At 38.8% G+C, this 26,171-nt stretch carries 19 protein-coding genes and 2 pseudogenes; 8 read left to right on the top strand and 13 right to left on the bottom strand.

The window, feature by feature from the left end:
- Positions 1 to 78: 78 nt before the first annotated feature.
- From DJ533_RS16390 to DJ533_RS16380, 3 genes are all read right to left on the bottom strand, one after another.
- Positions 79 to 2,340 (bottom strand): catecholate siderophore receptor Fiu, encoded by a 2,262-nt coding sequence (locus tag DJ533_RS16390; RefSeq protein ID WP_065993466.1) that lies wholly within the window; start codon positions 2,338 to 2,340, stop codon positions 79 to 81.
- A 370-nt stretch (positions 2,341 to 2,710) separates the two neighbouring features.
- Positions 2,711 to 5,014, bottom strand: a complete 2,304-nt coding sequence (locus DJ533_RS16385; protein WP_065993467.1) for a TonB-dependent receptor — start codon at positions 5,012 to 5,014, stop codon at positions 2,711 to 2,713.
- Positions 5,015 to 5,224: 210 nt separating this feature from the next.
- Positions 5,225 to 7,420, bottom strand: a complete 2,196-nt coding sequence (locus DJ533_RS16380) for a TonB-dependent receptor domain-containing protein (protein WP_065993468.1) — start codon at positions 7,418 to 7,420, stop codon at positions 5,225 to 5,227.
- A 283-nt stretch (positions 7,421 to 7,703) separates the two neighbouring features.
- Here DJ533_RS16380 and tig point away from each other — a divergent pair, with 283 nt between their 5' ends.
- The 4 genes from tig (at position 7,704) to DJ533_RS16360 (ending at position 12,095) form a co-directional block, all read left to right on the top strand.
- Positions 7,704 to 9,038, top strand: a complete 1,335-nt coding sequence (gene tig / locus DJ533_RS16375; protein WP_065993469.1) for a trigger factor — start codon at positions 7,704 to 7,706, stop codon at positions 9,036 to 9,038.
- Positions 9,039 to 9,224: 186 nt separating this feature from the next.
- On the top strand, positions 9,225 to 9,836 hold the full coding sequence (gene clpP, locus DJ533_RS16370) for an ATP-dependent Clp endopeptidase proteolytic subunit ClpP (protein ID WP_065993470.1): 612 nt from the start codon (positions 9,225 to 9,227) through the stop codon (positions 9,834 to 9,836).
- A gap of 34 nt (positions 9,837 to 9,870) precedes the next feature.
- On the top strand, positions 9,871 to 11,181 hold the full coding sequence (gene clpX, locus DJ533_RS16365) for an ATP-dependent Clp protease ATP-binding subunit ClpX (RefSeq protein WP_065993471.1): 1,311 nt from the start codon (positions 9,871 to 9,873) through the stop codon (positions 11,179 to 11,181).
- 158 nt (positions 11,182 to 11,339) lie between these two features.
- On the top strand, positions 11,340 to 12,095 hold the full coding sequence (locus tag DJ533_RS16360; protein WP_065993472.1) for a DUF2846 domain-containing protein: 756 nt from the start codon (positions 11,340 to 11,342) through the stop codon (positions 12,093 to 12,095).
- Positions 12,096 to 12,161: 66 nt separating this feature from the next.
- Here DJ533_RS16360 and DJ533_RS16355 read toward each other — a convergent pair whose 3' ends face one another.
- The 4 genes from DJ533_RS16355 to DJ533_RS16340 form a co-directional block, all read right to left on the bottom strand.
- Positions 12,162 to 12,695 (bottom strand): DUF2059 domain-containing protein, encoded by a 534-nt coding sequence (locus tag DJ533_RS16355; protein WP_065993473.1) that lies wholly within the window; start codon positions 12,693 to 12,695, stop codon positions 12,162 to 12,164.
- 60 nt (positions 12,696 to 12,755) lie between these two features.
- Positions 12,756 to 13,247, bottom strand: a complete 492-nt coding sequence (locus DJ533_RS16350) for a DUF2059 domain-containing protein (protein ID WP_065993474.1) — start codon at positions 13,245 to 13,247, stop codon at positions 12,756 to 12,758.
- On the bottom strand, positions 13,247 to 13,756 hold the full coding sequence (locus DJ533_RS16345) for a hypothetical protein (RefSeq protein ID WP_065993475.1): 510 nt from the start codon (positions 13,754 to 13,756) through the stop codon (positions 13,247 to 13,249). The genes DJ533_RS16350 and DJ533_RS16345 overlap by 1 nt, the downstream gene beginning before the upstream one ends.
- Positions 13,757 to 13,838: 82 nt before the next feature.
- Positions 13,839 to 15,365, bottom strand: coding sequence for a fumarate hydratase (locus DJ533_RS16340; RefSeq protein ID WP_065993476.1), 1,527 nt, complete (start codon positions 15,363 to 15,365; stop codon positions 13,839 to 13,841).
- A 325-nt stretch (positions 15,366 to 15,690) separates the two neighbouring features.
- Between DJ533_RS16340 and DJ533_RS16335 the strand changes: the two genes are divergently transcribed.
- Both DJ533_RS16335 and DJ533_RS16330 read left to right on the top strand, forming a co-directional pair.
- Positions 15,691 to 16,305, top strand: a complete 615-nt coding sequence (locus tag DJ533_RS16335; protein ID WP_065993477.1) for a M17 family peptidase N-terminal domain-containing protein — start codon at positions 15,691 to 15,693, stop codon at positions 16,303 to 16,305.
- 8 nt (positions 16,306 to 16,313) lie between these two features.
- Complete coding sequence (locus DJ533_RS16330) at positions 16,314 to 16,724, top strand: hypothetical protein (RefSeq protein WP_065993478.1); 411 nt, start codon at positions 16,314 to 16,316, stop codon at positions 16,722 to 16,724.
- Positions 16,725 to 16,790: 66 nt separating this feature from the next.
- Here the strand turns inward: DJ533_RS16330 and pta are convergent, their stop codons facing one another.
- From pta to DJ533_RS16310, 4 genes are all read right to left on the bottom strand, one after another.
- Positions 16,791 to 18,932, bottom strand: coding sequence for a phosphate acetyltransferase (pta, locus tag DJ533_RS16325; RefSeq protein WP_065993479.1), 2,142 nt, complete (start codon positions 18,930 to 18,932; stop codon positions 16,791 to 16,793).
- A gap of 62 nt (positions 18,933 to 18,994) precedes the next feature.
- Positions 18,995 to 20,212: an acetate/propionate family kinase gene (locus tag DJ533_RS16320; protein WP_065993480.1), complete on the bottom strand. Its 1,218-nt coding sequence runs from the start codon at positions 20,210 to 20,212 to the stop codon at positions 18,995 to 18,997.
- A gap of 299 nt (positions 20,213 to 20,511) precedes the next feature.
- Positions 20,512 to 20,913, bottom strand: coding sequence for a hypothetical protein (locus tag DJ533_RS16315; RefSeq protein WP_065993481.1), 402 nt, complete (start codon positions 20,911 to 20,913; stop codon positions 20,512 to 20,514).
- 159 nt (positions 20,914 to 21,072) lie between these two features.
- Complete coding sequence (locus tag DJ533_RS16310) at positions 21,073 to 22,338, bottom strand: glutamate-5-semialdehyde dehydrogenase (protein ID WP_065993482.1); 1,266 nt, start codon at positions 22,336 to 22,338, stop codon at positions 21,073 to 21,075.
- Between the two features lie 314 nt (positions 22,339 to 22,652).
- Here DJ533_RS16310 and DJ533_RS16305 point away from each other — a divergent pair.
- Positions 22,653 to 23,697 (top strand): annotated as a pseudogene (locus DJ533_RS16305) (alpha/beta fold hydrolase); the annotation flags it as partial.
- Between the two features lie 95 nt (positions 23,698 to 23,792).
- A pseudogene (locus DJ533_RS19175) lies at positions 23,793 to 23,987 on the top strand (alpha/beta fold hydrolase); the annotation flags it as partial.
- A gap of 60 nt (positions 23,988 to 24,047) precedes the next feature.
- Here the strand turns inward: DJ533_RS19175 and DJ533_RS16300 are convergent.
- Positions 24,048 to 24,896: a class I SAM-dependent methyltransferase gene (locus DJ533_RS16300; RefSeq protein WP_065993484.1), complete on the bottom strand. Its 849-nt coding sequence runs from the start codon at positions 24,894 to 24,896 to the stop codon at positions 24,048 to 24,050.
- A 72-nt stretch (positions 24,897 to 24,968) separates the two neighbouring features.
- Positions 24,969 to 25,988 (bottom strand): beta-N-acetylhexosaminidase, encoded by a 1,020-nt coding sequence (gene nagZ, locus DJ533_RS16295; RefSeq protein WP_065993485.1) that lies wholly within the window; start codon positions 25,986 to 25,988, stop codon positions 24,969 to 24,971.
- Between the last annotated feature and the right edge of the window lie 183 nt (positions 25,989 to 26,171).

Below are 26,171 nucleotides of genomic sequence, written 5' to 3'. Positions count from 1 at the left end.
GGTGTATCAATAAAAAGTAGTACACATTCACAATGTACTACTTTTTAGAAGGCAACTAAATCTCAATTTGGTGGAAATTTAGAAGTTATAATTCAAGGTCAATGCTGCCGAACGAGGCTGTCCCATAATGACACGACCACCACCATTATTTAACGTGCTGATGTAGTCTTTGTCTGCGATGTTGTAAATATTTAAATTTATAGAGGCATTTTTATTGAAGCTATAACCCACTAAAGCATCAAAGACCACATAGCTCGGAATGGATGGCATATTGGCGAGTGCTGTACTATCGGTAATGACACGTTTTTGCTCATCTACATAACGTGCGCCAACACCTACTTTTAAGCCTTTGAGTGTATAGGTTGACCATAAACTTGCAGTCCATTCTGGTGACCAACGAACATGATTGGTTTTGGTAATTGCTCCCGTTGTTGCATTGATGCTGAGCTGATCTTCTTGTTCTGTTTTCATGTGGGCAATGCCTGCTGAAATATTCCATGCATCGCTAATTTGACCCACTGCACCCAACTCTACACCTTTAACAGTCGTTTTACCTTCTTGAATGGATTCTCGTGTAATGGCATCTTGGGTAAACTGATTTTCATTTTCGGTATAATAGGCTGCTGCGGTTAATGCAAGTTGATCATTCAGCAAGTCCCATTTTGTCCCTACTTCATAATGATGGGTCTCTTGAGGTTTGGCTGCGGCGCTGTTGATTCCTTCCGCTGAAAGGCTGAAATTGGCACTGCCTGGAGGCGTGAGAGATTTCGCATAAGACGCATACACACTACTTTTTGCGGTAGGTTTAAATAAACCACCCAGTTTCCAACTGATCAATGTATCGTGCGCACGAAGATCGGCTGGTGTATATGTAACGGCTAAAGTGTCAGCATTGGTACTCACGCTTAAGCCATTAAAATTGGTTTCATAGTAGTCCGCACGAAGTCCTGTATTGATTTGAAAACGTTCACCAAATTTTAAAGTATCAAATAAATAAACTGCAGCGGTATCTGTTTGACCCTTGCTAAAACCACCATTCGCTGCAACATTTGGAACACTATCCTCACGATGAGGATGATAAAGACTTGCGACAGGTGAGGGCGCTTTTTGACCCGGAATCTGTGCTGATCGCGCTTTGCTGTGTTGTTGTTCTTGGATAAGCTCCACTCCAGCTACAACCGCATGTTCGATGACGCCTGTTTGAATATTCCAGTTTATAGTTGATTGATTTGCCAAGATTTTATTTTCTTGATCGACACCTTGACGAGAACGGCTGACAGTCCAGTTGGCAGGATTGTTCGAGTTATTTCGATTTAAAGCGTTGATCCCAGTCAATACACGATTCATCTCAGTTTTACCGAAACGGGAAATATTGGTAAATTTAAGATTTTCAGCGAGATCAGTTTCTATTTTTGCTGTCAGCATATTAGCATCCACATCTTCATGATCATCTTTGTGACCATAATAATTTTCACGATCCACTTTAGGTGCTTGGGCTAAATCAGAATCAGCATTCCAAAAGCCCTGCATTCCAATCGTAGGAATACCCCCATCTGGAATGTTGCGCTGACGAGTATGTTGCGAATATAAATAAAAACGTGTGTCAGTATCTAATCCAAATGCAATGGCTGGCGCAATCGCATAACTATTATTTTCAATATAATCACGACCTTCGATTCCACCCTCTTGTCCCATGATATTTAGACGTACCGCAGTATTGTCATTTATAGCTTGGTTGATGTCTGCAGATAGACGTGCATGCTCGGCAGTATTGTAGGTTGCTGAAATTGAGCGAGTATTTTTTAAATTAGGCAGTTTGCTGACCAGATTGATATAGCCTGATGCAGAACCACGTCCTGCTTCTGAGCCAGAAGGACCTTTGACCACTTCAATTTGATCAAGATTAAATACATCACGACTGATAGCGCCGACATCACGGATATCATCAACATACGTTGATGTTTGGGTAGAAAATCCTCGCATTTGGAAGGCATCACCAGCACTGGTATTGCCATTTTCACCCAGTTGCAGGGTAATGCCGGGGGTATTGCGTAGTGCTTCGACTAAAGATGTTGCACCTTGTTCTTGTAAGAGTTCTTTTTTGATGACGGAAATGGTTTGAGGTGTATCAACTAGCGCTTGCGTATATTTAGGCGAGTGAAGAGCATTAGCTTTATAACTTTCTGTTTTCTTATTTGCATGTGCGGTGGCTTCAATTTTAGGAAGTTGTACAACCTGATCTTCCCTCACATTTTCTGCATGCGTCAAAAAAGGCAAGGATGCGGCTAAAGCCACAAGTTGTGGCATTGTCTTATGTTTACGGCTTAGGATAGGTGACATTTTAAATTCCTAATAAAGTTGGGGTTCTGATTGCTTGGGGGGATTGCAATCAAAATGTGCAGTAAAGTTGTGGGGTATGTTACAAGGTGTAAATAATTGATGAGAATAATATTGATAATGATTATTAATAACAATACCTAAAAATATTATTTTCTATGAAAAAATACAGATAAAAATGTTAAAAAATTAAAAGTTAATCTATTAAAACGATTGAAAAATAAAGGTAATTTATTGAATGGTATAAACTTGATTTATGAATGAAAGGGTAGATATAGATGCCGAAATTTATTTTATACACAATAAAATAGCCACTCAAAAGTGACTATTTTATTTAAAGATTTCGCATAAAAACTATGGATTTATACTGAACTTAATACTTGAAATTTAAAGACAATACCGCATTACGTCCTTCAGCTTCAGTTGCATAGTGTGAAGCATACGCTTTAGTAAAATAACGTTTGTCAGAAAGGTTGTTTACATTTAATTGAACATTCACTTGTTTGTTTACATCATAGCGAGCCATGGCATCGTAACGGACATAACCCGGAACAAATTTAGTGTTTGCAGCATCGCCATAGACTTTATCCATACCTAAAGCACCAGCACCAATTGTTAATTGAGGAAGTACTTGGTAAGTTGTCCAAAGTGTCGCAGAGTTTTTGGCTACGTTTTGCACTTGATTGCCATTTGTTGGGCTAGCAGAATATGAACCATCTGTATTTTTAACAAAACCAGCATCTACAATTTCGCTGTCTAAATAAGTATAGCCAACTGAAATTGCCCATTTTTCGGTGAGGTTACCATTTGCTCCAAGTTCAATACCATCTACACGTGTTTCGCCAATGTTGCGAGTAAATCCATCAGTATCTAAGGCACGGGTATTTTCTTTTTCAGTACGGAAAATAGCAGCAGTTAAGTTGAGCTTATCGCCAAATACATCCCATTTTGTGCCAATTTCATAAGTTTTCACTTCTTCTGGTTTTAAGTTGTTAATAGTACGTGCTTGTTCATCAGTTGTGTTACGTCCTGGAACGCTAATTCCTTCAGAACCATCACCAGCATCTACACCTACAGGGTTAGCAGAAGTTGCAAAACTTGCGTAGATTGAACCATTTTCTACAGGTTTAAATGTTACACCTGCTTGATAATTAAAGAAATCATTGTCTGAGCTATAATGTGTTCCTGCTTTAACAGCAGAAGTACCCGAACCATTGTCTTTCTTATAATTCATCTCTGTTTCAAATTTGTCCCAACGGACACCTAAATCAAGCAACCATTGTGGTGTGATTTCAATATTATCTAATGCATAAATAGATTGAGTTGTAGAAGTAATATTCATGACATTTGGATTGGCTGTAATCTTACCTAACCATGGATCACGAGAGTTTGGACTGTTGAGATCTGTACACCAACCATTTGAGTTTACAAGTGAACATGCATTATTTGTACCGCTACCGCCGATTACAGAAGTATTTGGGTCTGTAACTAAATTTCCACCACGATCAGAATCTTGTTTTGCATATTCTGCACCCACATTAAATTTATGTGTGAACGCACCCGTATTGAATTTACCAGTTAAAGCAAGTTGGTCAGTAAAACTGTCAGTACTCGTTAAATTGGTATTTAGACGACGCCACACTTCTCCATTTACAATGTTACCTTGACTGTCATCAGGTTGCGTCCATAAGTAGTTGTTTTTAGATTTGTTATATACGGCTGTATTACTGATTGTAATATTGTCTGTTAAATCATGTTCTAATTTAATCGTACCTGCTTGATTTTCTTGTTTTTGGAAATCACGATCTAACCAACCATAATAAATGCCTTGTTTCACATCTACTGGTTTACCAACAGTCGCTTTTTTAACAACATCATATTGATATGGAACACCTGAATCAGGCGTGTCGTCGGTTTTTAAGTAGTAATAACTTAAAGTCGCACGTGTTGGGGTATCTAAACCAAAGCTAATGCTTGGCGCAATCCCTGCACGTTTGTATTCAGAAGCATCATCACCTTGACCTGCTTTATTGTTGTGATGTCCCATGACAGCAACACGTGCCGCAATGCCATTACCAAAATTTTTATTTCCATCTAAAGTAATACGTTGATAGTTATCAGTACCACCTGCAACAGAACCTTCTAAAAAGTCACCTTTTTTCGCAACTTTAGAAATCATGTTGATACTACCGCCTGAAGTACCTGCTCCACCCATTGCAGAAGCAGAGCCTTTGGTGACTTCAACTTGTTCGACTGCGAACATTTCACGGTTTTGTGATGTTGAATTACGCACACCATCAATATACATTGAGCTTTCAGAGTTATAACCACGAATAAATGGACGGTCGCCATTTGGGTTACCGCCTTCACCTGCACCTAAAGTAATGCCTGGAACTGTACGCAGTGCATCTGCAAGTGTTGCAACTTTCGTATCTTCAATTAATTTTTTTGAGATAACAGAAACAGATTTTGGTGTATCTAACAGAGGTGCTACAAATTTAGAATTGGCAGATTCATCCACTTTTAAGCTGTCTTTTTTTGTTGCGTGAGCTTGTGCATGAATAGTAGGGAGTTGTTGAACTGATTCTTCTTGTGCAATTGCGCTTGTTGCGATGACGGATAAAGAAGAGGCAAGGGCAGAAACAACGACCTTTTTACGTGACTTAATAAATGACATGACGACTCACTGGAGATGAATGCAAATTTGTATGCGAATAATAATAATTCTTATTTGTTTTAACTATTCTTTATAATTGGTTTTAACAATGAATTTAATGATGGTAATTTGTAAATAGAATCTATTTAATTGCTTTACTTTATTAAGTGGTTGATTTATTTGTTAAATAAAAAACCCTTTTAAAGAAGGGTTTTTTATTGGTTTTATGAATTAGAAATCATAGGAAACCGATAGCCAGAAGTTTCTTCCAGGTAAATAAGTACCATCCATGCCTGAACTAATTGACATATAGTCATAAGCAGTTGCGAGTTCACCTTTTGCGTTGATATAAGTTTGATTTCCTGCAAAGTCTTTATCTAATAGATTGTTAATAGCGCCATTGAAGCGTAATTGGTCATTCACTGTGTAGCTTGCACCTAAATTAAATAAGTTATAGCCTTTAAGTTTATTGCCTGTTAATTCATAAATCGTTGCAGCATCTGTCCCTGGCGTTTGTGCAGTGTCATAGCGAGTACGGCTTGATTTATATTCATGTTGTAACCATAAATCAAACTGGTCATTGATATGCCAGGTTGATGTAGTGTTAAAAGCATTTTTAGGGACATTACTTAGTGCATTACCTTTGTCTTTACCTTTCGTAATCTCAGTTTCCATATACGTATAGGCGGTTTGTATATCCCACTCAGGTAGGACACTATATTTCATACTGACCTCTACGCCTTCAGATTTTGCTTCATCGGCATTGGTTTTTTGTGAGAATGCTTGTTGGGTAATATGTGAACCAAAACTGACGCAGCTCGGATTTGCTAAATTCGGCTGAGTACCATCTTTGTCTACATAATAACAGTTGAGTAATTCAGGACCATTGGTAAAACGGTCTTTGATTTTGGTATGAAATACAGTGGTAGAGAAGTCGAGATCGCCTTGGTTAAAATAAAAACCAAGTTCATAGTTGGTTGATTCTTCAGGTTTTAGGTTGGGAGAGCCAATTCCAAAACTGGTGCCTTGTCCACCGACGCTGATGATACCATTGTATAAATCTTTGGCAGAAGGTGCTTTATAACCTGTGCTTACACCACCTTTTAGGGTAATGGCATTATTGGCATTCCATACCAAATAAGCACGTGGGCTGAAATGTCCGCCAAATCCGCTATGCTCCTCAAAACGACCACCTAGAGTTAATCTTAAATTATTGAGCATTTTCCATTCATTTTCAGCATATAAAGACCAAGAATCCTTTTTGAACTCTGACCCTATGCCTGCAATATCATCTGCAACAGTTGATTCTTTATATTCAGCACCAACAGTAAGTTTATGATTGGCAATCGGTGCAATGAAATGCGTATCTACAACAAGATCTGTATTTTCTAAAGTACGATCTGCACCTGCACTTAGATTATTCGGGAAGGTATTGGTAGGAATAGTACGTCCAACCGTTTCAGTAGTGGTATGGCTTGCATATGATCTCAGTGAACCTAGTGCATAATCACCATCATGACCGACAGAGAATTGAGTACGTTTAAACTTTAACTGGTCGTGATAACCATTGGCTTTTTTATCTGTATCTTGTGTACCTAAGCGATTATCATCATTTTGATAAGTCTGTGAGGAATGAAAGGCATCTGTCCAAAGACTATTTTGATCATTCAGTTTTAGACTGAGTTTTGTACCAAAATCGTAGTTATCTGCTTCACTCGGACGAGGATCACGACCAGATGTTCCCGGAATACGTTCTGATTTTTGACGGTCTAAATAGCTACCGCGAAGCTGGATTCCTAAACGATCTTGGACAATTGGACCATTTACGACAAAACTAGATTTCCATGAATCTGCTTCGCCTGTATGCTCCATGATATTGCCACCCAATGTGATATTGCCATGCCACACATCGCTTATTTTTTTGGTAATGATATTGATGACACCGCCCATCGCTTCAGAACCATAACGCGTAGCCATTGGTCCACGAATCACTTCAATACGTTCAATAGCGGCAATCGGGGGGAGATAGCCAGTGGATGTTTCACCAAAACCATTTGGCGTGACATCGCTAGACGTTGATTGACGTCTTCCGTCAATCAAAATCAAAGTATAAGGTGCATCTAAGCCCCGCATTTTGATATTTAGACCAGAAGTTTTTCCGACGCCATCACGGATATCCAGTCCAGGTACATCTACCAATAAATCAGCAATCGATGTGGCATTTTTCTTTTCTATTTCTTCTTTGGATACCACGCTGATACTGGCAGGTGCATTTTTCAATTTCTGTTCAAAGCCTGATGCAGTAAGTACCACAGCTTCAAGTTGTTGCACAGGTTCTTGAGGTGCAGGCTGTGCTTCTGCATAGGCAAAGCTTGAGCTAAAAGCAAACAGTGCAAGTGTGAGAGGATGGAGGTTGAATTTACTCATAAAAGAATTCCAATACTTGGACGAGATCAAAATAGTAAGTTAATGAAAAATAAAAAATTACGTAAAGTTGAGTTTAATAGTAATGAGAATTGTTATTATTTGCAATAAATTTGTATATTGTTTTTTCTAAATGTAGAAGAATTGAATCTGGAAAATTAGTGAAAAGAAATATAGAGAAATTTTTAATTTAGAGGTTAAAATAACCCACATTTTGTATATCTATAAAGTTGTCATATAATATGGCACTTTTTTAAATTGTAACTACTATTATATAGAGGAAGCCATGCAAGTAACTTCTGAAGCGGTTTCGGGCGTTGCCCGTCGTTTAAATGTTTCTGTACCGACGAGCCGTGTGAATGAGCAATTCGAAGCTCGTTTAAAACGCACTGCCAAAACTGTGAAGATTAACGGCTTCCGTCCAGGTAAAGTTCCTGTAAACGTTGTTCGTCGTGAATATGGTGCTGGCATTTACCAAGAAGTGGTGAATGACATCATTCGTGACACGGTGTTTGAAGCAATTCAACAAGAAAAAATTAACGCTGTTGGCATGCCAAACATCGAAAAAGTTGAAAATAAAGATGATGCTTTAGTTTATGAAGCAACTGTAGAAGTTTATCCTGAAGTGACTGTAAATGCGTTAGACGGCTTAGAAATCGAACGTAAATCAACGTCAGTGAATGACAAAGATGTCGACACAATGCTCGAAAACTTGCAAAAACAACGTCAAACTTGGGCTGAAACCAAAGGTATGGCGAAAAAAGACATGCAAGTGACTTTCGACTTTGAAGGAACTGTAGACGGTGAGAAGTTTGAAGGCGGTGCGGCTGAAGACTTTAAACTAGTATTAGGTTCTGGTCGTATGATTCCTGGCTTCGAAGATGGCATCATCGGTATGAAGAAAGGCGAAGAGAAAGTGATCGATGTGACTTTCCCTGAAGATTACCAAGCTGAAAACCTTGCAGGTAAAGCAGCACAATTTAAAATCAATGTGAAATTGGTTGAGAAACCAAAACTTCCTGAAATTGATGCTGAATTCTTACAAATCTTTGGTATTACTGAAGAAGAAGGCGTTGAAAAATTAAAAGCTGACGTTCGTAAAAATATGGAACGTGAAGTGAAAAATGGTCTTCGTAATCAAGTTAAATCTGCTGCGTTTGATGCACTTGTTGCTGCAAATGAAGTTGAACTTCCTTCTGCGATGGTTGCACAAGAAATTGATCGTCAACGTCAACAAATGATTCAGCAGTTCACACAACAGTTTGGTGCGCAAGGTGCAAAAGCATTTGACAGCAGCATGCTTCCAGATGACTTATTCAAAGAACAAGCTGAAAAATCAGTTAAACTTGGCGTATTAGTCAGCAAGATTTTAGCTGATGCTAAGCTTGAAGTTGATGCTGCACGTGTAGATGCGTATATCGAAGACATGGCAACTTCTTATGAAGATCCTGCTGAAGTGATCGAATACTTCAAAAATGATGAAAAGCAACGTGCTCAAATCGAAGCAGTTGTTTTAGAAGATCAAGTTGTAGATTACATCTTGGCTGCTGCGAAAGTATCTGATACAGAAGTGAGCTACCAAGATTTATTGAAAGAACAACAAGCGCGTCAACAAGGCTAAGTTCTTGTGAGTTAAGAGGCGCTTTCGAGCGCCTTTTTTTATGCTGTATCAAAATTGTAATTGACCCAAATTCATAATGTGTATTCAAAAAAAATGATTTTTAATGGGGAATATTTTGCAATTTCAATCATTATCCCTCATATTGTCATTATGAGCTGGGTAACAAAATTCAGGAATAAATAACATATGTATGTTCCATCTATTGAAAACGCTTTAGTGCCTATGGTCGTAGAACAATCATCTCGTGGAGAGCGTTCTTTCGATATTTTTTCACGTCTTTTACGTGAGCGTGTGATTTTCTTAACAGGTGAAGTTGAAGACAACATGGCAAACTTAATCGTTGCGCAAATGTTGTTTTTAGAAGCTGAAAACCCAGATAAAGATATTCATTTATATATTAACTCTCCAGGTGGTTCTGTGACTGCAGGTATGGCGATTTACGATACCATGCAATTCATTAAACCAGATGTGGTGACCTATTGTATGGGGCAAGCTGCATCTATGGGGGCATTCTTATTAAATGCTGGTGCGAAAGGTAAACGCTATTGCCTTGAAAATGCACGTGTTATGATTCACCAACCCTTGGGTGGTTTCCGTGGTCAAGCATCGGATATTGAAATCCATGCCCGTGAGATTTTATTTATTAAAGAACGTTTAAATCGTTTGATGGCAGAGCATAGTGGTCAAGACTATGATCGTGTAGCAAAAGACACAGATCGTGATAACTTTATGACTGCCCAGCAAGCCAAAGAATATGGTTTAGTGGATCAAGTTTTAACCAAACGCCCGCAAAACTAAGCTTTAATGTACAGATTTAAGATTTGGAGTGAAAATGTCCGATAATCCTCAAGGACAAAAACATTGTTCATTTTGTGGAAAAACACAGTCTGAAGTTGGAAAATTGATTGCTGGTGAGGACGCTTACATTTGTAATGAGTGTGTAGATGTCTGCTTAGACTTAGTTCAGACCAGTCAACAAGTTGAAACTGGGGATTGGGCAACACGTCCATTGCCTAAACCACATGAAATTCGTGCTGCGCTTGATCAGTATGTGATTGGTCAAGATACGGCGAAGAAAACTTTATCCGTTGCGGTATATAACCATTATAAACGTTTAAAAGTGACGCAGTCTGCACATAAATCTAAAGATGTGATTGAACTTGCCAAGAGTAATATTCTACTGATTGGTCCAACAGGTTCAGGGAAAACGTTATTGGCGCAAACGCTTGCACGTTTACTCGATGTGCCTTTTGCAATGGCAGATGCAACGACTTTAACCGAAGCGGGGTATGTTGGTGAAGATGTTGAAAACATCGTGCAAAAGCTGTTACAGAAAGCAGACTATGATGTAGAAAAAGCGCAAAAAGGCATTATCTATATTGATGAGATTGATAAGATTACCCGTAAATCTGAAAATCCATCGATTACACGTGATGTATCAGGTGAAGGTGTTCAACAAGCACTCTTGAAAATGATCGAGGGTACGGTTGCATCGATTCCACCACAAGGCGGACGTAAGCATCCACAACAAGAGTTTATTCAAATTGATACCTCAAATATTCTATTTATTTGTGGTGGCGCATTTGCTGGGCTTGAAAAAGTGGTACAACAACGCCAAGAAAAAGGTGGAATTGGTTTTACTGCAGACGTAAAAAACAAAGACGATAGCAAAAAACTTTCTGAATTGTTTAGCCAAGTTGAAGCGACTGATCTGGTGAAGTTTGGTTTAATTCCAGAGTTTATCGGTCGTTTGCCCGTGATCGCAACGCTTGAAGAACTTGATGAAGAAGCGTTAATGCAAATTTTGACTGAGCCAAAAAATGCCTTAACACGTCAGTATCAATACTTGTTCGAAATGGAAGATGTAGATCTGATCTTTGAAGATTCTGCATTACGTGCTGTGGCGAAAAAAGCACTTGAGCGAAATACGGGTGCGCGTGGTCTACGTTCGATTTTGGAAAATGTCTTACTTGAAACCATGTATGACTTACCAAGCCGAGAAGATGTTGGCACAGTCATCATTAATGCTGATGTGATTAATGATAAAGCTGAACCAATTTATCAAGCAGAGCGTCAGCCAAAGCAAGAAGCAGCAGCTGAAGAAAAAGTGGATTTAAAAGTGATTAATAGCAAATCTGCTTAATATTCATTAAAAAACTCTGCAACTCATCCGAAACGTGTAAGAAGCTGGACTTTTTACACGTTTTTTATTTTTAAATCGTCAATGAAATGTTAAGCTAAATTTGAGAAAATCATCTTCATTCAAAAATGAAAATAAAAAATACGTGGTGAGGGATAATCATGCGTTATGTGGGTCTAATGATTGTAGCAAGTTGTGCGTTGACAGCTTGTCAAAGCCATAAAGCAGTGGAGCAACAACCAAGCAGTCATAATGTAGTTTCAACACTCAAAGCAGTCGATTTTGAAAAAGAAAATTCATTTGTTTATGAAAAATTAGACCAATATAAATTGGGTAAATTTTCCGTAGGTTCATGGATCAATCAAGAACCAGGACAATATTTCAAATTGGTGAAACCACAAAATCCAAATGCGGCAGTGGTGTATTTTTATCGCCCAGATAGTAAGTGGAATCGTCAAGAAATTATTGCACAAAGTTTTTATCTGAATGGTAAACGCATTCCAAGTTTGATCAGCAATCATTATTATTGGATTGAGTTGGCAGAAGGAGATTATAAACTCAGTTTAAGTCGTCCTTTGGCGGTGATTCATTTCCAAAAACCAAAAGTTGCCTATTTTCATGTACAAGCAGGGCAGCAATACTTTGTAAAGTATGAGGAAGAGAAATTCCGTGGGGGTCCAAATGGTGGTGGCGAATTGTTGAAAGTTGGACCTCTTATGCAAATGCCAACTCGCCAAGCACTCAAAGAAATCGGTATGACTCAGTTGAAGTCACCCGGTTTAAACTTTGTCGGTGAGCTGCGTGCAGATGGGAAAGTTATTCAACCCAAAGAAAAAATCGACAGCGGTGATTATCAAGCCAGTGATGATGTGCATTTAAGTACACCATTTAAAATTTGGAATCCACTCACATGGTGATTTAGATTTTTTATGATTTGGAAAAGAGGTATTAAAACCTCTTTTTCATGTTTAAAAGATTTATCTTTACTGTGCTTCTGCTGCTTTTTTCAATGCTTCTAATTTTTTATTTAGTTGCGCAAAGTCTTTCTCAGTCGATTGCATGGTCGACAAGAGCTGTGTATTTACTATTTTCATGGATTCTTGTGCCACGATTGGGCTTTTCTCAAGGATGGCTTGTCCAACTTTACTTGAATAAAAATCAATCTGTGCTTGAACCTCTTCACCACTATACACGTCTTTATAAATTTTCTGATAAATCGGCTGCATTTTATCCCAAGAAATACTTTTCTTACTTTGCTCGAAAAGTTGATCTGCCAATTCATTGGCAACAATTTGTTCTTGTGGGCTGAGTTTGTCATGTTTCACGATATTTTGCACAATGACATAGGCTTGTTGATCTATCTGTGGACGGATTTGTTGGACGGTTTGTTGTAAAAGTTGATCAATCCTCATGACATCAATGAGTTTTTGCACTTGCTGATTAGTGGCTTGTGCTGCAAAAGTCATAGGCGCAAGTGTGCATAATCCAAGGCAAAGTAGTATTTTGAATATATTCATTTTATGTCCTTTGATTTATCTAAATCTATAATTTGTGTGTTTGTCTCTACAGGACGAGTTTTATCTGAGGAAGAATTTTTCCATTGCGTGGCTGAGTTTCTGTTGAGCTCGTGCAGAAGGTTCTGCATTTTCAGGAAAAATTTGTTCAACAGCATTTACAATTTTATCTTCAAACTTAGAGTTATTTAAAATAGATTTACCTATGGGTGTTTTATAAAATGTGATCCATTCTTGTAACTCTTCTTCACTCATGTTTTTACTATAGATGTCAAAAAGTTGTTGTTGGAATTGTTGTTTGTATGCATCACTTTGATAGTATTTTTTTATTGCATTGTTGATACGTGTCTGATTTTGTTGCGTTTGAGGAATCTGATAATAGGCAATGATTTGCTGAGTTAGTTCCTGAAATGCATTGCTATTCGAAAGCTTTTGAATGTGCTGTTCCAGTTGAATGGTTTCAATAAACTGCTGTGTAGTAGCAGTACTGGCTGGTGTTGCATAAAGTAGTGAACTCGTTAGGTAAAGACTAACAAAAACTATGCTTTTTTTCATTACTGTTGATTCTCACGAATGATGTCTTGGATTTCAGTCAAACTGATGAGCTTATTAAAATCGTTGGTCGATGCATCCACCATGTGTGCAATCATTACCGGAATATTTTTACCTGCATTTTGCATATGAGGCTTTTTATACACGTTTAATAAAGCTGCCGCTTGTGCTTTGCTGAGTGTTTGATAGGCAGCATAAATATTGTTGAGAAAAGCTTGCTCATCGACTCGTTCGATCATGTCATTGATTATAATGTCAGAAATTTGAATAATCAGTACTTGTTGATCTGCAGTAATCGGTTGAGGATCGCTTTGTTGTATCTGCTCAAGCATTAACTCTTCTGTGGCAGCTTTCATATTGGGCATGCTTTGTTGAAGCAATGCGGGTTTGAATTGATCCCAATGTTCAAGTTTGATGAGTTGTTGAATTTGTTGTGTCGTTGCAGGTGCTGCAAAAGCTTGTAAACTCAAGCCAAATAAAAGTATAGAAAATACATAAGGTTTTATTTTCATCGTTTTCTCAAAAATAAAAAAGCACCCTCATCATAGGGTGCTTTTTCATCAAGATTCAAGTCGAATCTCTCTAAATCTCGGATTAGTTCGCAGCAGCATCAACTACTGGGATTTTTCCGATTTTTGCTTGCCAGATTTTTGGTGCAGTGGCATGAATCGATGTGCCGTTGACATCTACAGCAACAGAAACAGGCATATCTTCTACTACAAACTTGTAGATCGCTTCCATACCTAAGTCAGCAAATGCCACGACCTCAGCCTGACGAACCGCTTTAGAGACGAGGTAAGCAGCACCACCGACAGCCATGAGGTAAGTTGCTTGATTGTCTTTAATCGCTTCAACCGCAGCAGGACCACGATCCGCTTTACCGATCATGCCGAACAAGCCAGTTGCTTCAAGTACTTGGCGAGTGAACTTGTCCATACGTGTAGCCGTTGTAGGACCTGCAGGACCAACCACTTCATCGCCAACTGGATCGACTGGACCCACGTAGTAAATGAATTTACCTTTTAGGTCTACAGGAAGTTCTTCGCCTTTATTTAACATGTCGACCATGCGTTTATGCGCAGCGTCACGACCTGTATAGATTGTGCCGTTAAGCAGCAAGGTATCGCCTGGTTTCCAAGAATTCATTTCTTCTTGTGTGATGTTGTCTAAATCAACACGTTTAGATTTTGAAGAATCCCAAGTGACTTCTGGGTAATCAGAAAGTTTAGGTGCTTGAATATGTGCAACACCAGAACCATCTAACTGGAAATGTGCATGACGAGTTGCAGCGCAGTTCGGAATCATACCGACTGGTTTGCCCGCAGCATGACATGGATAATCTTTGATTTTAATATCAAGCACAGTGGTTAAACCACCAAGACCTTGCGCGCCAATCCCGAGTGCATTCACTTTCTCGAAGATTTCGATACGAAGTTCTTCGATTTGGTTTTGTGGGCCACGATGAAGTAACTCGTCCATGTTGATTTCTTCCATGAGTGACTCTTTGGCAAGCATCATGGCTTTTTCTGCAGTCCCCCCGATCCCGATACCGAGCATACCTGGCGGACACCAACCTGCACCCATGGTTGGTACAGTTTTCAGTACCCAATCCACGATTGAGTCAGATGGATTTAACATCGCAAGTTTAGATTTATTTTCTGAACCGCCACCCTTAGCCGCAACAGTAATATCAACTTTGTTGCCTGGGACGAGTTTGTAGTGAATCACAGCAGGGGTGTTGTCTTTGGTATTTTTACGACCAAAAGCAGGATCTGCAAGTACAGATGCACGAAGTACGTTTGAGTTTTCTAAATAACCTTGGCGTACACCTTCGTTGATCGCATCATCCAAACTCATGGTTAAATCAAATTTAACATCCAAGCCCACATCAACAAATACATTAACAATACCAGTATCTTGACAGATTGGACGATGACCTTCTGCACACATACGAGAGTTAATTAAAATTTGTGCGATGGCGTCTTTTGCAGCTTTGTTCTCTTCACGATCATATGCACGGCTCATCGCTTGGATGAAGTCTTGTGGATGATAGTAAGAAATGAACTGAAGTGCATCCTTGACCGATGTGATCAAGTCATCTTGCTTGATAATAGTTGTCATATCAAAAATCTCTTGAGCGGGCTGATAGCTAGCGGGCTAAATTATACGTGATAAAGCAAGATTTGTCGGCACTTTGCTTAAGATTTGGGCTAAAGTTTAATAAATCTTGAGGGGAAGTAATTTTACAATATTGTAATACGATTTAATTGGAGGATAGGGGTTGAACGTCATTGAGCATGGATTGCTGTACAGAACATTAGGATAAAAAATGATGATGTATTTAAAAAAATTACTCAAAACACCACAAATGATAAGAATTTATCAACATTCATTTTAGCCTAAAGCCGACAAAATAGAATTGTCCCCCAAAAAGAATGATTTATTTATGTCAAATACAAAACAATTTGTTGTTGGTCAATATAAAAACATTAACATTCATATTGTGACATGGGATGCCGTAACCGCTGAGGTTGATTTGGCATGTGGATGTTTCTTTGAACATGAAATTAATCATGCACCTATCAAAGGCGGACTGGCAGATTTAAATCACGCATTGAATGGAAAATTACTGTATATCAGAGAACAAAAATTATTTTCAGCAATTCGTTTTGAAACATTACTTATTAACCACCCACAACACAATCTGCAATCTGAAAAAGTCTTGTTGATTGGAATGGGAAATCCTGAAGAATGGACAGTTGCTGATACGTCAAAAGCAGTGCAAATAGCATTTCGAACTGCCAACCAACTGGCAGTGAAAAGTGTGGCATTTGCTCCCAGTATTTTGGATACAGGTTTAAATATACAAACAGATTTAAGTTCTGTTTTGTTAGACGCTTTACTTGAAGTATGTGATGCGCAGCTTGAATTGGAAAAATTGGGTTTGGTGAAACCAAATACAGTAGAAACTTGGTATTTTGGTGCAGGCGATCATCAATTTGAAGAAAAAGCGAATCATTATATTCAAAACTTTCAGCAACGCATTACACAACAAAAATAGAGGTAAAAATGAGTGAAATTCAGCAAAAAATAAAACTGAGAGAACTTGAAATTGTGGATGAAAATGATCAAGTTCGTATCCGTCTCGCAGTCAAAGCAAACAGCCCTACGATTGAATTATTAGATCAAAATGGCAAGGTTGCTGGGCAAATTGATGTGAGCGTGGATGGTTATCCTAAGCTTGAATTCTCATCGGTTGCAGATCAATTGCTCAACGTGAAACTTGAGCTTGATCCGAAAGGCTCACATCTCAAGTTTGATCATCAACAAGGTGCTTCAAGTTATTTATTTCTAAATAATCAAGGTATTTCAGGTTTGGTGATGGTAGATGTAAAGCAACAACGTAAGTTTGCCGCGACAGTAAATGAACAAGGTGAATTGAATTTTGAACCTGAATATTTACATCAATCGGCGAAATAAAAAAGACCACCCAATCCGTAAATTGGGTGGTTTGAGTATCAAACGTTAAAATGTTATTGAATAAAATTATTGTGCAGCTTGCTGCTCAGTTTGAATCGCAGTTAGGGCAATCGTAAAGACAATATCATCGACCAAGGCACCACGAGACAAGTCATTCACAGGTTTATTTAAACCTTGTAGCATTGGACCTACACTGACCACATTTGCCGAGCGTTGTACTGCTTTATAGGTGGTATTACCTGTATTTAAATCAGGGAAGATAAATACATTGGCACGACCAGCAACTTTTGAGTCAGGTGCTTTTGACTTACCAACACTTTCAACCGAAGCCGCATCGTATTGTAATGGACCATCGATCAATAAGTCAGGACGGCGTTGTTTGGCAATTTCAGTTGCTTTCGCTACTTTCTCGACATCTGCTCCCATGCCTGATGTTCCTGTAGAATAAGAAATCATCGCAATACGTGGATCAATGCCAAATGCTTTTGCAGAGTCTGCAGATTGGATCGCAATCTCAGCCAATTGTTCCGCATCGGGATCAGGGTTGATTGCACAGTCACCATAAACATAGACTTCGTCAGGTAACAGCATAAAAAATACTGAAGATACCAGTGAATAGTCAGGTGCAGTTTTGATTAATTGGAAAGCAGGGCGAACAGTATTGGCTGTGGTATGTACAGCACCAGAAACTAAACCATCTACTTGATCAAGCGCTAGCATCATTGTGCCAAGGACAACGGTATCTTGGAGTTGATCTCGTGCTTGTAGATCATTCAATTTGCCTTTACGCAACTCCACCATTTTTTCGACATATTGTTCACGGATTAAATCTGGATCAATAATTTCTAAATCATCAGGTAAGTCAATATTACGTGCGCGTGCAACTTCAACCACTGCTTCAGGTTTTGCCAATAAAATACACTGTGCAATACCACGAGATTGACAAATTGCCGCAGCTTGAATAGTGCGTGGTTCATCACCTTCAGGCAGTACAATACGTTTTTTCGCTGCAATCGACTTTTGAACCAATTCATGACGGAATGCAGAAGGCGATAAACGTGGTTGATAATCACCATTGAGCAACAACACCAACCAATCCATATTGATATGACTTGAAACGAAACGGGTCACTTGCTCAGCACGTTCCGTATCATCTACAGGAATTTCATTGCTGAGGTTTGAAAGTAACTGTGTCGTTTCAAAGGTACTCAGGGGGGTGTGTAAAATCGGCAAACCATTTTTAATGGCTGTTTGGCAAAATGCCAAAGCGACAGGATTTGGCTCTTGTTGCTCTGCCAAAACTAAACCTGCCAATGGAATGCCATTACTGGTTGCTAAGCTTGCAGCAAGTAATACATCAATGCGATCTGCCGCACTGATGATCAACTCACCCGCGATAAATTTTTGTAATTCGTGTTCAATATTGGAAGCGATTAGACTGCTATGTAAAACACGGCGTACATTAGATTTACCTTCATTGATCCAAGTCGCTTGAATATGCATAGCCAAGTCTGAAACACGTGGCACACTTAAAGTATCGCTAAATGGAACTAAACCAATAATCGGTAAATGCTCTGTACCAATATGTGCGTGTGTGCGTTGAATGGCTTGGGTAAATTTTTCAGTGTCTTCAACCAAACGTAAGTCTGGGGCAAAGGTAACAGGAATTTGTGCAGATTCTTCAGGCAAACCACGCGTACGCATGAACAACACACCAACATTACGTGAAGATGCTGCACCCCCAAAGTTACGTAATTGTGCTTCAACTTTTTCAGCTGTTTGCTCTGGTTTTTCAATGTTGGCATTACTGACAAACACTACTTTTGCATCAAGCGCCTGAGCAAGTGACGCATTCAGTTCACTGGCAAAAGCATCACGAGCAGTCGGAACAACGCCTTCAACAATGATGATGTCATGTGTGCGTGCAACTTCACGATGTAAACGAACAGCTTCTTCAAGCAGCTCATCTTCTTCGCCAGCATTGAGTAAATGCGTGAGTTTGGTGTATGCAATTGGCTCTACCGTCTCACTTTTTGCGACATGACGATATAGTGCAGTTGTACGATCCGAGTCAGCCTTTTCGTCTTGTGAAAAAGGTTTTAAAAATCCAGCTTTGACTCCTTGGCAGTCCAAAGCATAAATAAGTCCAAGACATGCAGAGGTAAGACCTACGCCTTCACCTGTAGGAACCAATAAAATTGTTTTCATACACTGTTCTTAAAAAAATAAATAAAAATTAAATTTTAAATAAAATAGAAGCCCGAGACAGCTTAAGCTATCTCAGTTTCCGCATTAGACTTTTTTACAGAAGAATTCACCTCTTGCACCACTACATTTTCAGTTTCTTTCGCAATACGACCTTCTTCATCTGTTGGAATAACCCAAATTTGTGGACCTGTACCAGCATCAATACGACCTTCAGTACCACGCTTTAAGCTGTCATTGTTTTCTTTGCTCAGGTTAAAACCAAAGTGTGGTAAGTAAGCAACTGTTTTTTCACGGATATAAGCTGAGTTTTCACCAATACCACCTGTAAAGAACAAGCCATCAATACGTGGTAAGCCACAGCTTAAACCTGCCAATGATTTTGCTAAACGGTAGCAGAATACTTCGATGGCAAGCGTTGCATCTTCATTGCCTTGTTCTGAAGCTTCAATCAAGGTACGCATATCATTGGAAAGATCAGACAAACCAAGCAAGCCAGATTGGCTATTGAGCATTTTGTCAATTTTATAAATGTCCCAACCTAAGTTTGAAGCAAGAAAACTATGGATACTTGGGTCTACATCACCACTACGTGTGCCCATCACCACACCTTCAAGTGGTGTTAAACCCATAGAGGTATCGACAGATTGACCATTCCAAATTGCACAAGTTGAACTACCATTGCCTAAGTGAGCAGTAAGCCAACCACCTTTTTTGAAGCTGCCTGCAAGCTCAGAGCCACGTTCAGAAACATAAGCATGGCTTGTACCGTGGAAACCATAACGGCGGACATTATGCTCGGTGTATAAAAATTTTGGTAATGCATAACGATATGCATGTGCAGGCATGGTTTGATGGAATGCTGTATCAAACACAGCAACTTGTGGTAAATGTGGGAATAAACGCATGGTTGCATCAATACCCACTAAATGTGCAGGATTATGTAATGGTGCAAGTGGCGTTGCTGCACGAATACGTTCAATAATTTCAGGAGTTAATAACTCAGCTTTGGTTAAAGTTCCACCATGTACCACTCGGTGACCAATCGCTTGGGGATTGTGATGCGATAAGCGCTCAAGAATCGTTTCTAATGCTTTTTCATGATCTGCATAAGGAATAGAAAGTTCCAGTTCAGCACCACCAGTGGTAATCCCTTTAATACGTGCATCAGCAGAACCTAAGTTTTCTGCCAAACCAAAGATTCGATCTTTGCGGTGCTCTGAAACCAAAGCATATTTAATTGATGAAGATCCGCAGTTAATAACTAATACTGATGTAGACACGTTTTATTACCCGAAATTGTAATTTGATATGGTCGTCCTGATTGATCTGATTACGCTTTTTGTTGATGCAATTTAGATCAGTAGTAATGTTGTACCATGTGTTGATTTTCTGTCCTAGATAGACTTTAGGTGATTAGACTTAAGCACTATCGACCCTTTTAAGAATTATAATTAAAATTTATCAGTTGATAGATTCCATTTATAAATTAAATACCCATGAATTCAAACATTCTGAGTGTTAAAACATTCAGACCATAACATGAGTTCGCTAGACATTCTAAATAGATTTGTTTAAAAAATTATTTCGAATATTTAATTTCAGACCAACGTACAATCACATAAGCGATCAGTGACACCATAAAAAATACCAACATCATCCACGCCAAACCTTGTAAAGTTTCAATGATGGTACGATAAATTTCCAAGAACCAACGTTCATGCGTAAGTTCGATAATAATACGTTTGTCATTTGCTGTATAAGTAAGAGGCGTGATGTATTTTTCCATGTCATAGATACGAATACCTGAAGACGTCCCCACCACCATGCCTGCAAATTTGGTATATTTTGCCCAAGCTGTATGGATTGGATCATTGATGATACGCGCCAAGATGGCATTAATTGAATTTGAGAAAATACGCATCACAATGAAAGACACCAACAGCGCCAAGAAAAAAGTAATAATCACTAAGGCATAAAACATACAAACTCCTTATTTTTTTATCTTGTTAGCATTGTATGAAAATATCATCCTAATGTTGTAAATTTTTATAACCTTATAATTTTCAGAAACATAAAAAGCTGCACAGCTTATTTAAAACTATGCAGCTTGAAACTTGATAAAAATAACTAAAAATGAAAATTATTGGCGAATTTGACCATCACCTAATACGATCCATTTTTGTGAAGTTAAACCTTCTAAACCCACTGGACCACGTGCATGAATTTTATTGGTTGAGATGCCAATTTCAGCACCTAAGCCATATTCAAAACCATCCGCAAAGCGGGTAGAGGCATTTACCATCACTGAGCTTGAGTCGACACGGGTTAAAAACTGGCGTGCCAAACTAAAGTTTTCAGTGATGATCGAATCGGTATGATGTGAGCCATATTTATTGATATGATCAATGGCTTCATCTAAACCTGAAACAACTTTGACCGCAAGAATAGGACCAAGATATTCTTCATACCAATCTTCTTCGGTTGCTGTTTTGACAGATGCGCCTAAAATGCGACGTGTTTCAGCATCACCACGTAGTTCAACTTGCTTTTCAGCATAAAGTTCAGCAATACGTGGTAAAAACTCTTCTGCGATTTTTTCATCAACCAGTAAAGTTTCCATTGCATTACACACGCCATAACGATGGGTTTTGGCATTTAAAGCAATTGGTAAAGCTTTGTGTAGATCTGCTTGTGCTTCCACATAGACATGACAGTTGCCATCTAGGTGCTTGATCACAGGAATGGTTGCTTCATTGGTAATCAGTTCAACCAAACCTTTGCCCCCACGTGGAACGATGACATCTACATATTCAGATAACGTAATCAATTGACCCACCGCAGCACGATCTGGGGTATTGATGACTTGAACACATGTTTCAGGTAAGCCTGCTGCTTTTAAACCATGTTGAATCGCTTCAGCAAGTGCTTGATTTGAATTTAAAGCTTCTGAACCACCACGTAAAATAATGGCATTGCCTGATTTGAGTGCCAGTGATGCAGCTTCAAGTGTAACGTTCGGGCGAGATTCATAAATCATGCCGACAACACCCAAAGGTACACGCATTTTACCGATTTGAATCCCCGTTGGACGATACGCCAAATCAGTGATTTCTCCAATGGGGTCAGTCAAACTCATGACATCTTTTAAGCCTTGGAGCATGTCTTGGAAGCGTTTGGGGTTAAGTTCTAGGCGATCAAGTAAGGCGCTGTCTAAATTGTTAGCATGTCCTTTGTCCATGTCCACTTTATTGGCAGCTAAAATTTGCGGTTGGTTGTTTTGCAAAGCTGTATAAATAGCTGAAAGTGCATTATTTTTTTGCAGCGTAGAAGCACCCGCCAAAAAGCGTGAAGCTTGGCGTGCCTGTTTCCCTACAGTTTGCATATACTGTTCAATAGAATCTTGCATAGCGTTTTAATTGACCACCTAGAAATTTCCCTTCGATAGTAGCAGTCAATATCAAAGCAAGGAAGTCTGATTAGTAAATAAAATATAAAATGCAAGTGAAAACGTGAGCTTGTAAATATTTTGCAATGCTTTTTTGCTCTAAAAATGATAAGCGGTCATTTCAGCAATTGCGTGGAATTCACATATTTGTATAGAATGAAACTATAAGGACATTGAAATGATACAAAAGTAGGTCTGTATCACGATTTGATAAAACAACGCGAGCGATAATAATCTTGCAGACTAAAAGAATAAAGCAAGGATGGAGGAAGGATATGAATTCCATTATCCAGATGGACTCAGAATCAAATCAAAATTTTACACATTTTGGTTTTTTCGATGTTTACAATAAAAATAGTTTCAAACAACCCGCCCGTACCACATGGATTGATGGCTGGAAAATTGAATATATGGCGATTGCTGATCCACAGACAATTCATAATACGCCTATTGTAATTATCGGTGGTGCTTTTCAAAACTTTAACTCCTACAAATACTGTGTAGAGCAGTTTTTTGAAAGTGGACCTGTGATTTTAATTGACCTCCCCTCGATGGGAGCCAACCAACAAATTACCAATGTTGATACGGGTTTATCCGCAGGCACTTTAGAATTACCCGATTTATCGCTTATGCTGGGTCAGTGGTTTGATATTGTTGGTATTCCGAAAGTTGATGTTGTAGGCATTTCCTTAGGTTCTGTGATTGCCTCTTTTTTTGTGGAGCAACGTCCTGAACTGGTTGAGAAAATGATTTTGATGGGGGTGATGCAAAAGACACGCAAGAGTTGGCGTATGCTGCTTGAAGAGTCTTTAATGTTGATGAAAGAACAGCGTATGGATGAGTTTGGTCAAGCTGTAATTTTGTATTTGGTCAATCACGCTAAGCTCGACAAAACACGGATGTCACCAACAGCAAAGCGTCTTTTCTTTAAACAGATGGCTGAGTTCTCTGCAACCGAACAAGAGCGTTATGAAATTAACTGCAATCGTTTGTTGCGCTTATCCAATGTCCCCGTGCCACAGTGCGATACTTTGGTTGCTTGTGGGCAGTACGATAGTTTTACTTTGCCACATGAAAATGCAGCATTTGCATTGCAATGCCCAGATATGCAATTTGCCATGATTGCTAATGCGGATCATGTGCCACAACTACAACGCCGTAAGGAAACCATGACGCTATTTACCACCTATTTAAAAGGTGAGTCGATTCATGGTTTAGATGGCATCATTAATTTAAGTCGTGAAGACATGCAAAATATGGAACGTCGTGGGGAAGACCGTATTCATCTTCAACAACCTAAACGTCAACTGCACCATCGTCATTTAGCGTGTAGACTAGATGTGCATGTTAATGATCTAAATTATTTTGGACTTTCAATGACATTAAGTGCAGAAGATGTGCAAGTTGCAGCTGAGCATACACGTGATTTGGCACTGATTTTAAATGATGAGCAAGGCGATTTTGCCATTGAATGTTTGATCTTTGAGACAGGCAAAAATCATATTCGTGCTTTATTTAAGCATGGTAGTTTTGAAAATGCAGATCGTTTACTTAAATTCATTGCAGCAGAACGTGCCATATTAGACGCAGAAGTCTGTGAAAGTGTTTAAGATTTTCAGGTGAATAAAAAATCAGTCGAATATGACTGATTTTTTTATAGCTAGAATTCGCTATTTTTCAGCATGAATCATCCACACTAAGTCCCCTAAATGTTCTTCAGCATTGCCATTGTTAAGTTGTTTTTCTGAGAAATAAAGGCTCGGTTGAATCACATCCACTTGATTAAATCCTGCTTTTTGGAAAAAAACTCGGGCTTCTTGAGGTGTTTGAAAGTGAAAACTAAAAGCACTACGAGAAACTACTTTAAGTAGTTTACTACTGTTCCAAATGACAGATGCCAGTTTGTTTTTGATTGGTTCAGGATAAATATCGGTCAGATAATGTAGCACCGCAAAGTTTTGTCCATAATTCACAATCGATTTTAATAACTGCTGTAATAGACTTTTCTCAAAATAATTAATTAAACCTTCACTGATGATCACCAAAGGACGTTGTGGGTCAAAAACAGCAAATGCATTTTTAAAATCTTCAGTAAATAAATCAACCGATAAAACATCAGGGCTTGCTGCATTGATTTGTTTTAAGGCTGCTTGTTTGGTTTTTGCCATCTCAGGCAAGTCTAATTCACGATAATCAATCTGTGGAAAATATTCTCTAAACCACCACCCCCGTGGTGATAATCCTGCAGCGATTTCCAAAACTTGTAGATCAGGATAACGCTCGATCAACTGTTTGAGTGTGTCATCTAACATGATATGACGATCTTTTAAGGTGGTGCGCATACTGCCACCCACATATTTTTCTGCCCAAGTTTCAACAGGATTGGCAATAAAGGCTAAGGATTTGCCTTTTGAGGTTGCAAGGAGGGGATGGGAGATCCCCATTTGATACCAAATATATCCAGTATAGTGGGCAGTAAATGAAATATGGCGATGTTTTGACAAGACTTGATCAGACATAGTTATCCTTAACGTTCTTTTTGTTATTTTGATTTTGAAATCAAAAGGGACACACTTGGTGTCCCTCTATTTTTAAAGTGAATTCTTAAATTCTTCAATGACTTTTTTGACAACTTGCCATTCTTCACCCAAATCTAGTTGTTCGCCAATGTGAATATTTGGAATTTTTCCACGCATACGTGCTAAACGTTCTTGATTTGGCAATGCTAAATTTTCAATACCTGCGAGGGCTGTGCATGCTGACTCACGATCATTACAGACCAGTCCCATATCGCAACCTGCTTCCAAGGCTGCTTTGATGCGTGCATCTGCGCCGCCTGCCACACAAGCTGCTTGCATACTTAAATCATCTGAGAATAGCACGCCATCAAATTTTAACGTTTGGCGTAATACTTTCTGAATCCAATACGGTGAGAAGCCTGCAGGATTTGGGTCAACATTTTCATAAATCACATGGGCAGGCATCAAACCATCAAGTTGATCTTGTAGTTTGATAAAACTTTGCATGTCATTTTGGTAAATTTCATCATAGCTACGTGAGTCAATCGCTGCGGCAACATGCGAGTCTGCTTTGATTGAGCCATGTCCTGGGAAATGTTTGCCTGTAGTTGCCATACCTGCACGTTGCATACCTTTCATAAAGGCACTTGCAAGTGGCACAATATCTTGTACATTTTGAGCAAATGCACGATCACCGATGACATCACTAACTCCATTGAGGTCTAAAACAGGCGCAAAGCTAAAATCAATCCCTACAGCTAAAACTTCAGTTGCCATCAGCCAGCCACATTTTTCAGCTAAATCAAGTGCTTTTTCAGGTTGAGTTAAGTAAAGTTCGCCAAAATGTCCCATTGCTGGTAATAATGTAAAGCCTTGTTTTAAACGTTGTACACGACCACCTTCTTGGTCAACAGCAATTAAAATGTCTGGGCGAATTTGACGCATATGATCGGTAAGCGTGCGTACTTGCGCAGGAGATTGGATATTTCTTGAAAATAAAATCATGCCACCGACTTGCGGAGCTTGTAATAGTTGAATATCTTCTTGAGTAAGTTCTGTGCCTGCAATGTCAAGCATCAATGCGCCGATCATAAGAAATCCGAATTGTATTTATTTAAAAAGAAACAATAACCGAATTCTGCAATGATTTGCTACATTTTGTCAGTACAGATTATGATAAAACTACACGATATAAACAGATAAAGTTGTTTAAGATTTTGAATCACATGAATTCATTTAAAAAACAGCGCTGAAATTGGTAAATCCAAGGAAGTA

It is taken from the genome of Acinetobacter defluvii (assembly GCF_001704615.3).
GTDB classification, from domain to species: Bacteria; Pseudomonadota; Gammaproteobacteria; order Pseudomonadales; family Moraxellaceae; genus Acinetobacter; species Acinetobacter defluvii.
The sequence above is the reverse complement of the archived record's forward strand: the minus strand, read 5'-3'. Positions and strand labels throughout refer to the sequence as shown.

Excerpts from the sequence above, each read along its gene's own strand:
- DJ533_RS16390 (WP_065993466.1), bottom strand. The coding sequence starts at position 2,340 with ATGTCACCTATCCTAAGCCGTAAACATAAGACAATGCCACAACTTGTG.
- DJ533_RS16385 (WP_065993467.1), bottom strand. The coding sequence starts at position 5,014 with ATGTCATTTATTAAGTCACGTAAAAAGGTCGTTGTTTCTGCCCTTGCC.
- DJ533_RS16380 (WP_065993468.1), bottom strand. The coding sequence starts at position 7,420 with ATGAGTAAATTCAACCTCCATCCTCTCACACTTGCACTGTTTGCTTTT.
- tig (WP_065993469.1), top strand. The coding sequence starts at position 7,704 with ATGCAAGTAACTTCTGAAGCGGTTTCGGGCGTTGCCCGTCGTTTAAAT.
- clpP (WP_065993470.1), top strand. The coding sequence starts at position 9,225 with ATGTATGTTCCATCTATTGAAAACGCTTTAGTGCCTATGGTCGTAGAA.
- clpX (WP_065993471.1), top strand. The coding sequence starts at position 9,871 with ATGTCCGATAATCCTCAAGGACAAAAACATTGTTCATTTTGTGGAAAA.
- DJ533_RS16360 (WP_065993472.1), top strand. The coding sequence starts at position 11,340 with ATGCGTTATGTGGGTCTAATGATTGTAGCAAGTTGTGCGTTGACAGCT.
- DJ533_RS16355 (WP_065993473.1), bottom strand. The coding sequence starts at position 12,695 with ATGAATATATTCAAAATACTACTTTGCCTTGGATTATGCACACTTGCG.
- DJ533_RS16350 (WP_065993474.1), bottom strand. The coding sequence starts at position 13,247 with ATGAAAAAAAGCATAGTTTTTGTTAGTCTTTACCTAACGAGTTCACTA.
- DJ533_RS16345 (WP_065993475.1), bottom strand. The coding sequence starts at position 13,756 with ATGAAAATAAAACCTTATGTATTTTCTATACTTTTATTTGGCTTGAGT.
- DJ533_RS16340 (WP_065993476.1), bottom strand. The coding sequence starts at position 15,365 with ATGACAACTATTATCAAGCAAGATGACTTGATCACATCGGTCAAGGAT.
- DJ533_RS16335 (WP_065993477.1), top strand. The coding sequence starts at position 15,691 with ATGTCAAATACAAAACAATTTGTTGTTGGTCAATATAAAAACATTAAC.
- DJ533_RS16330 (WP_065993478.1), top strand. The coding sequence starts at position 16,314 with ATGAGTGAAATTCAGCAAAAAATAAAACTGAGAGAACTTGAAATTGTG.
- pta (WP_065993479.1), bottom strand. The coding sequence starts at position 18,932 with ATGAAAACAATTTTATTGGTTCCTACAGGTGAAGGCGTAGGTCTTACC.
- DJ533_RS16315 (WP_065993481.1), bottom strand. The coding sequence starts at position 20,913 with ATGTTTTATGCCTTAGTGATTATTACTTTTTTCTTGGCGCTGTTGGTG.
- DJ533_RS16310 (WP_065993482.1), bottom strand. The coding sequence starts at position 22,338 with ATGCAAGATTCTATTGAACAGTATATGCAAACTGTAGGGAAACAGGCA.
- DJ533_RS16300 (WP_065993484.1), bottom strand. The coding sequence starts at position 24,896 with ATGTCTGATCAAGTCTTGTCAAAACATCGCCATATTTCATTTACTGCC.
- nagZ (WP_065993485.1), bottom strand. The coding sequence starts at position 25,988 with ATGATCGGCGCATTGATGCTTGACATTGCAGGCACAGAACTTACTCAA.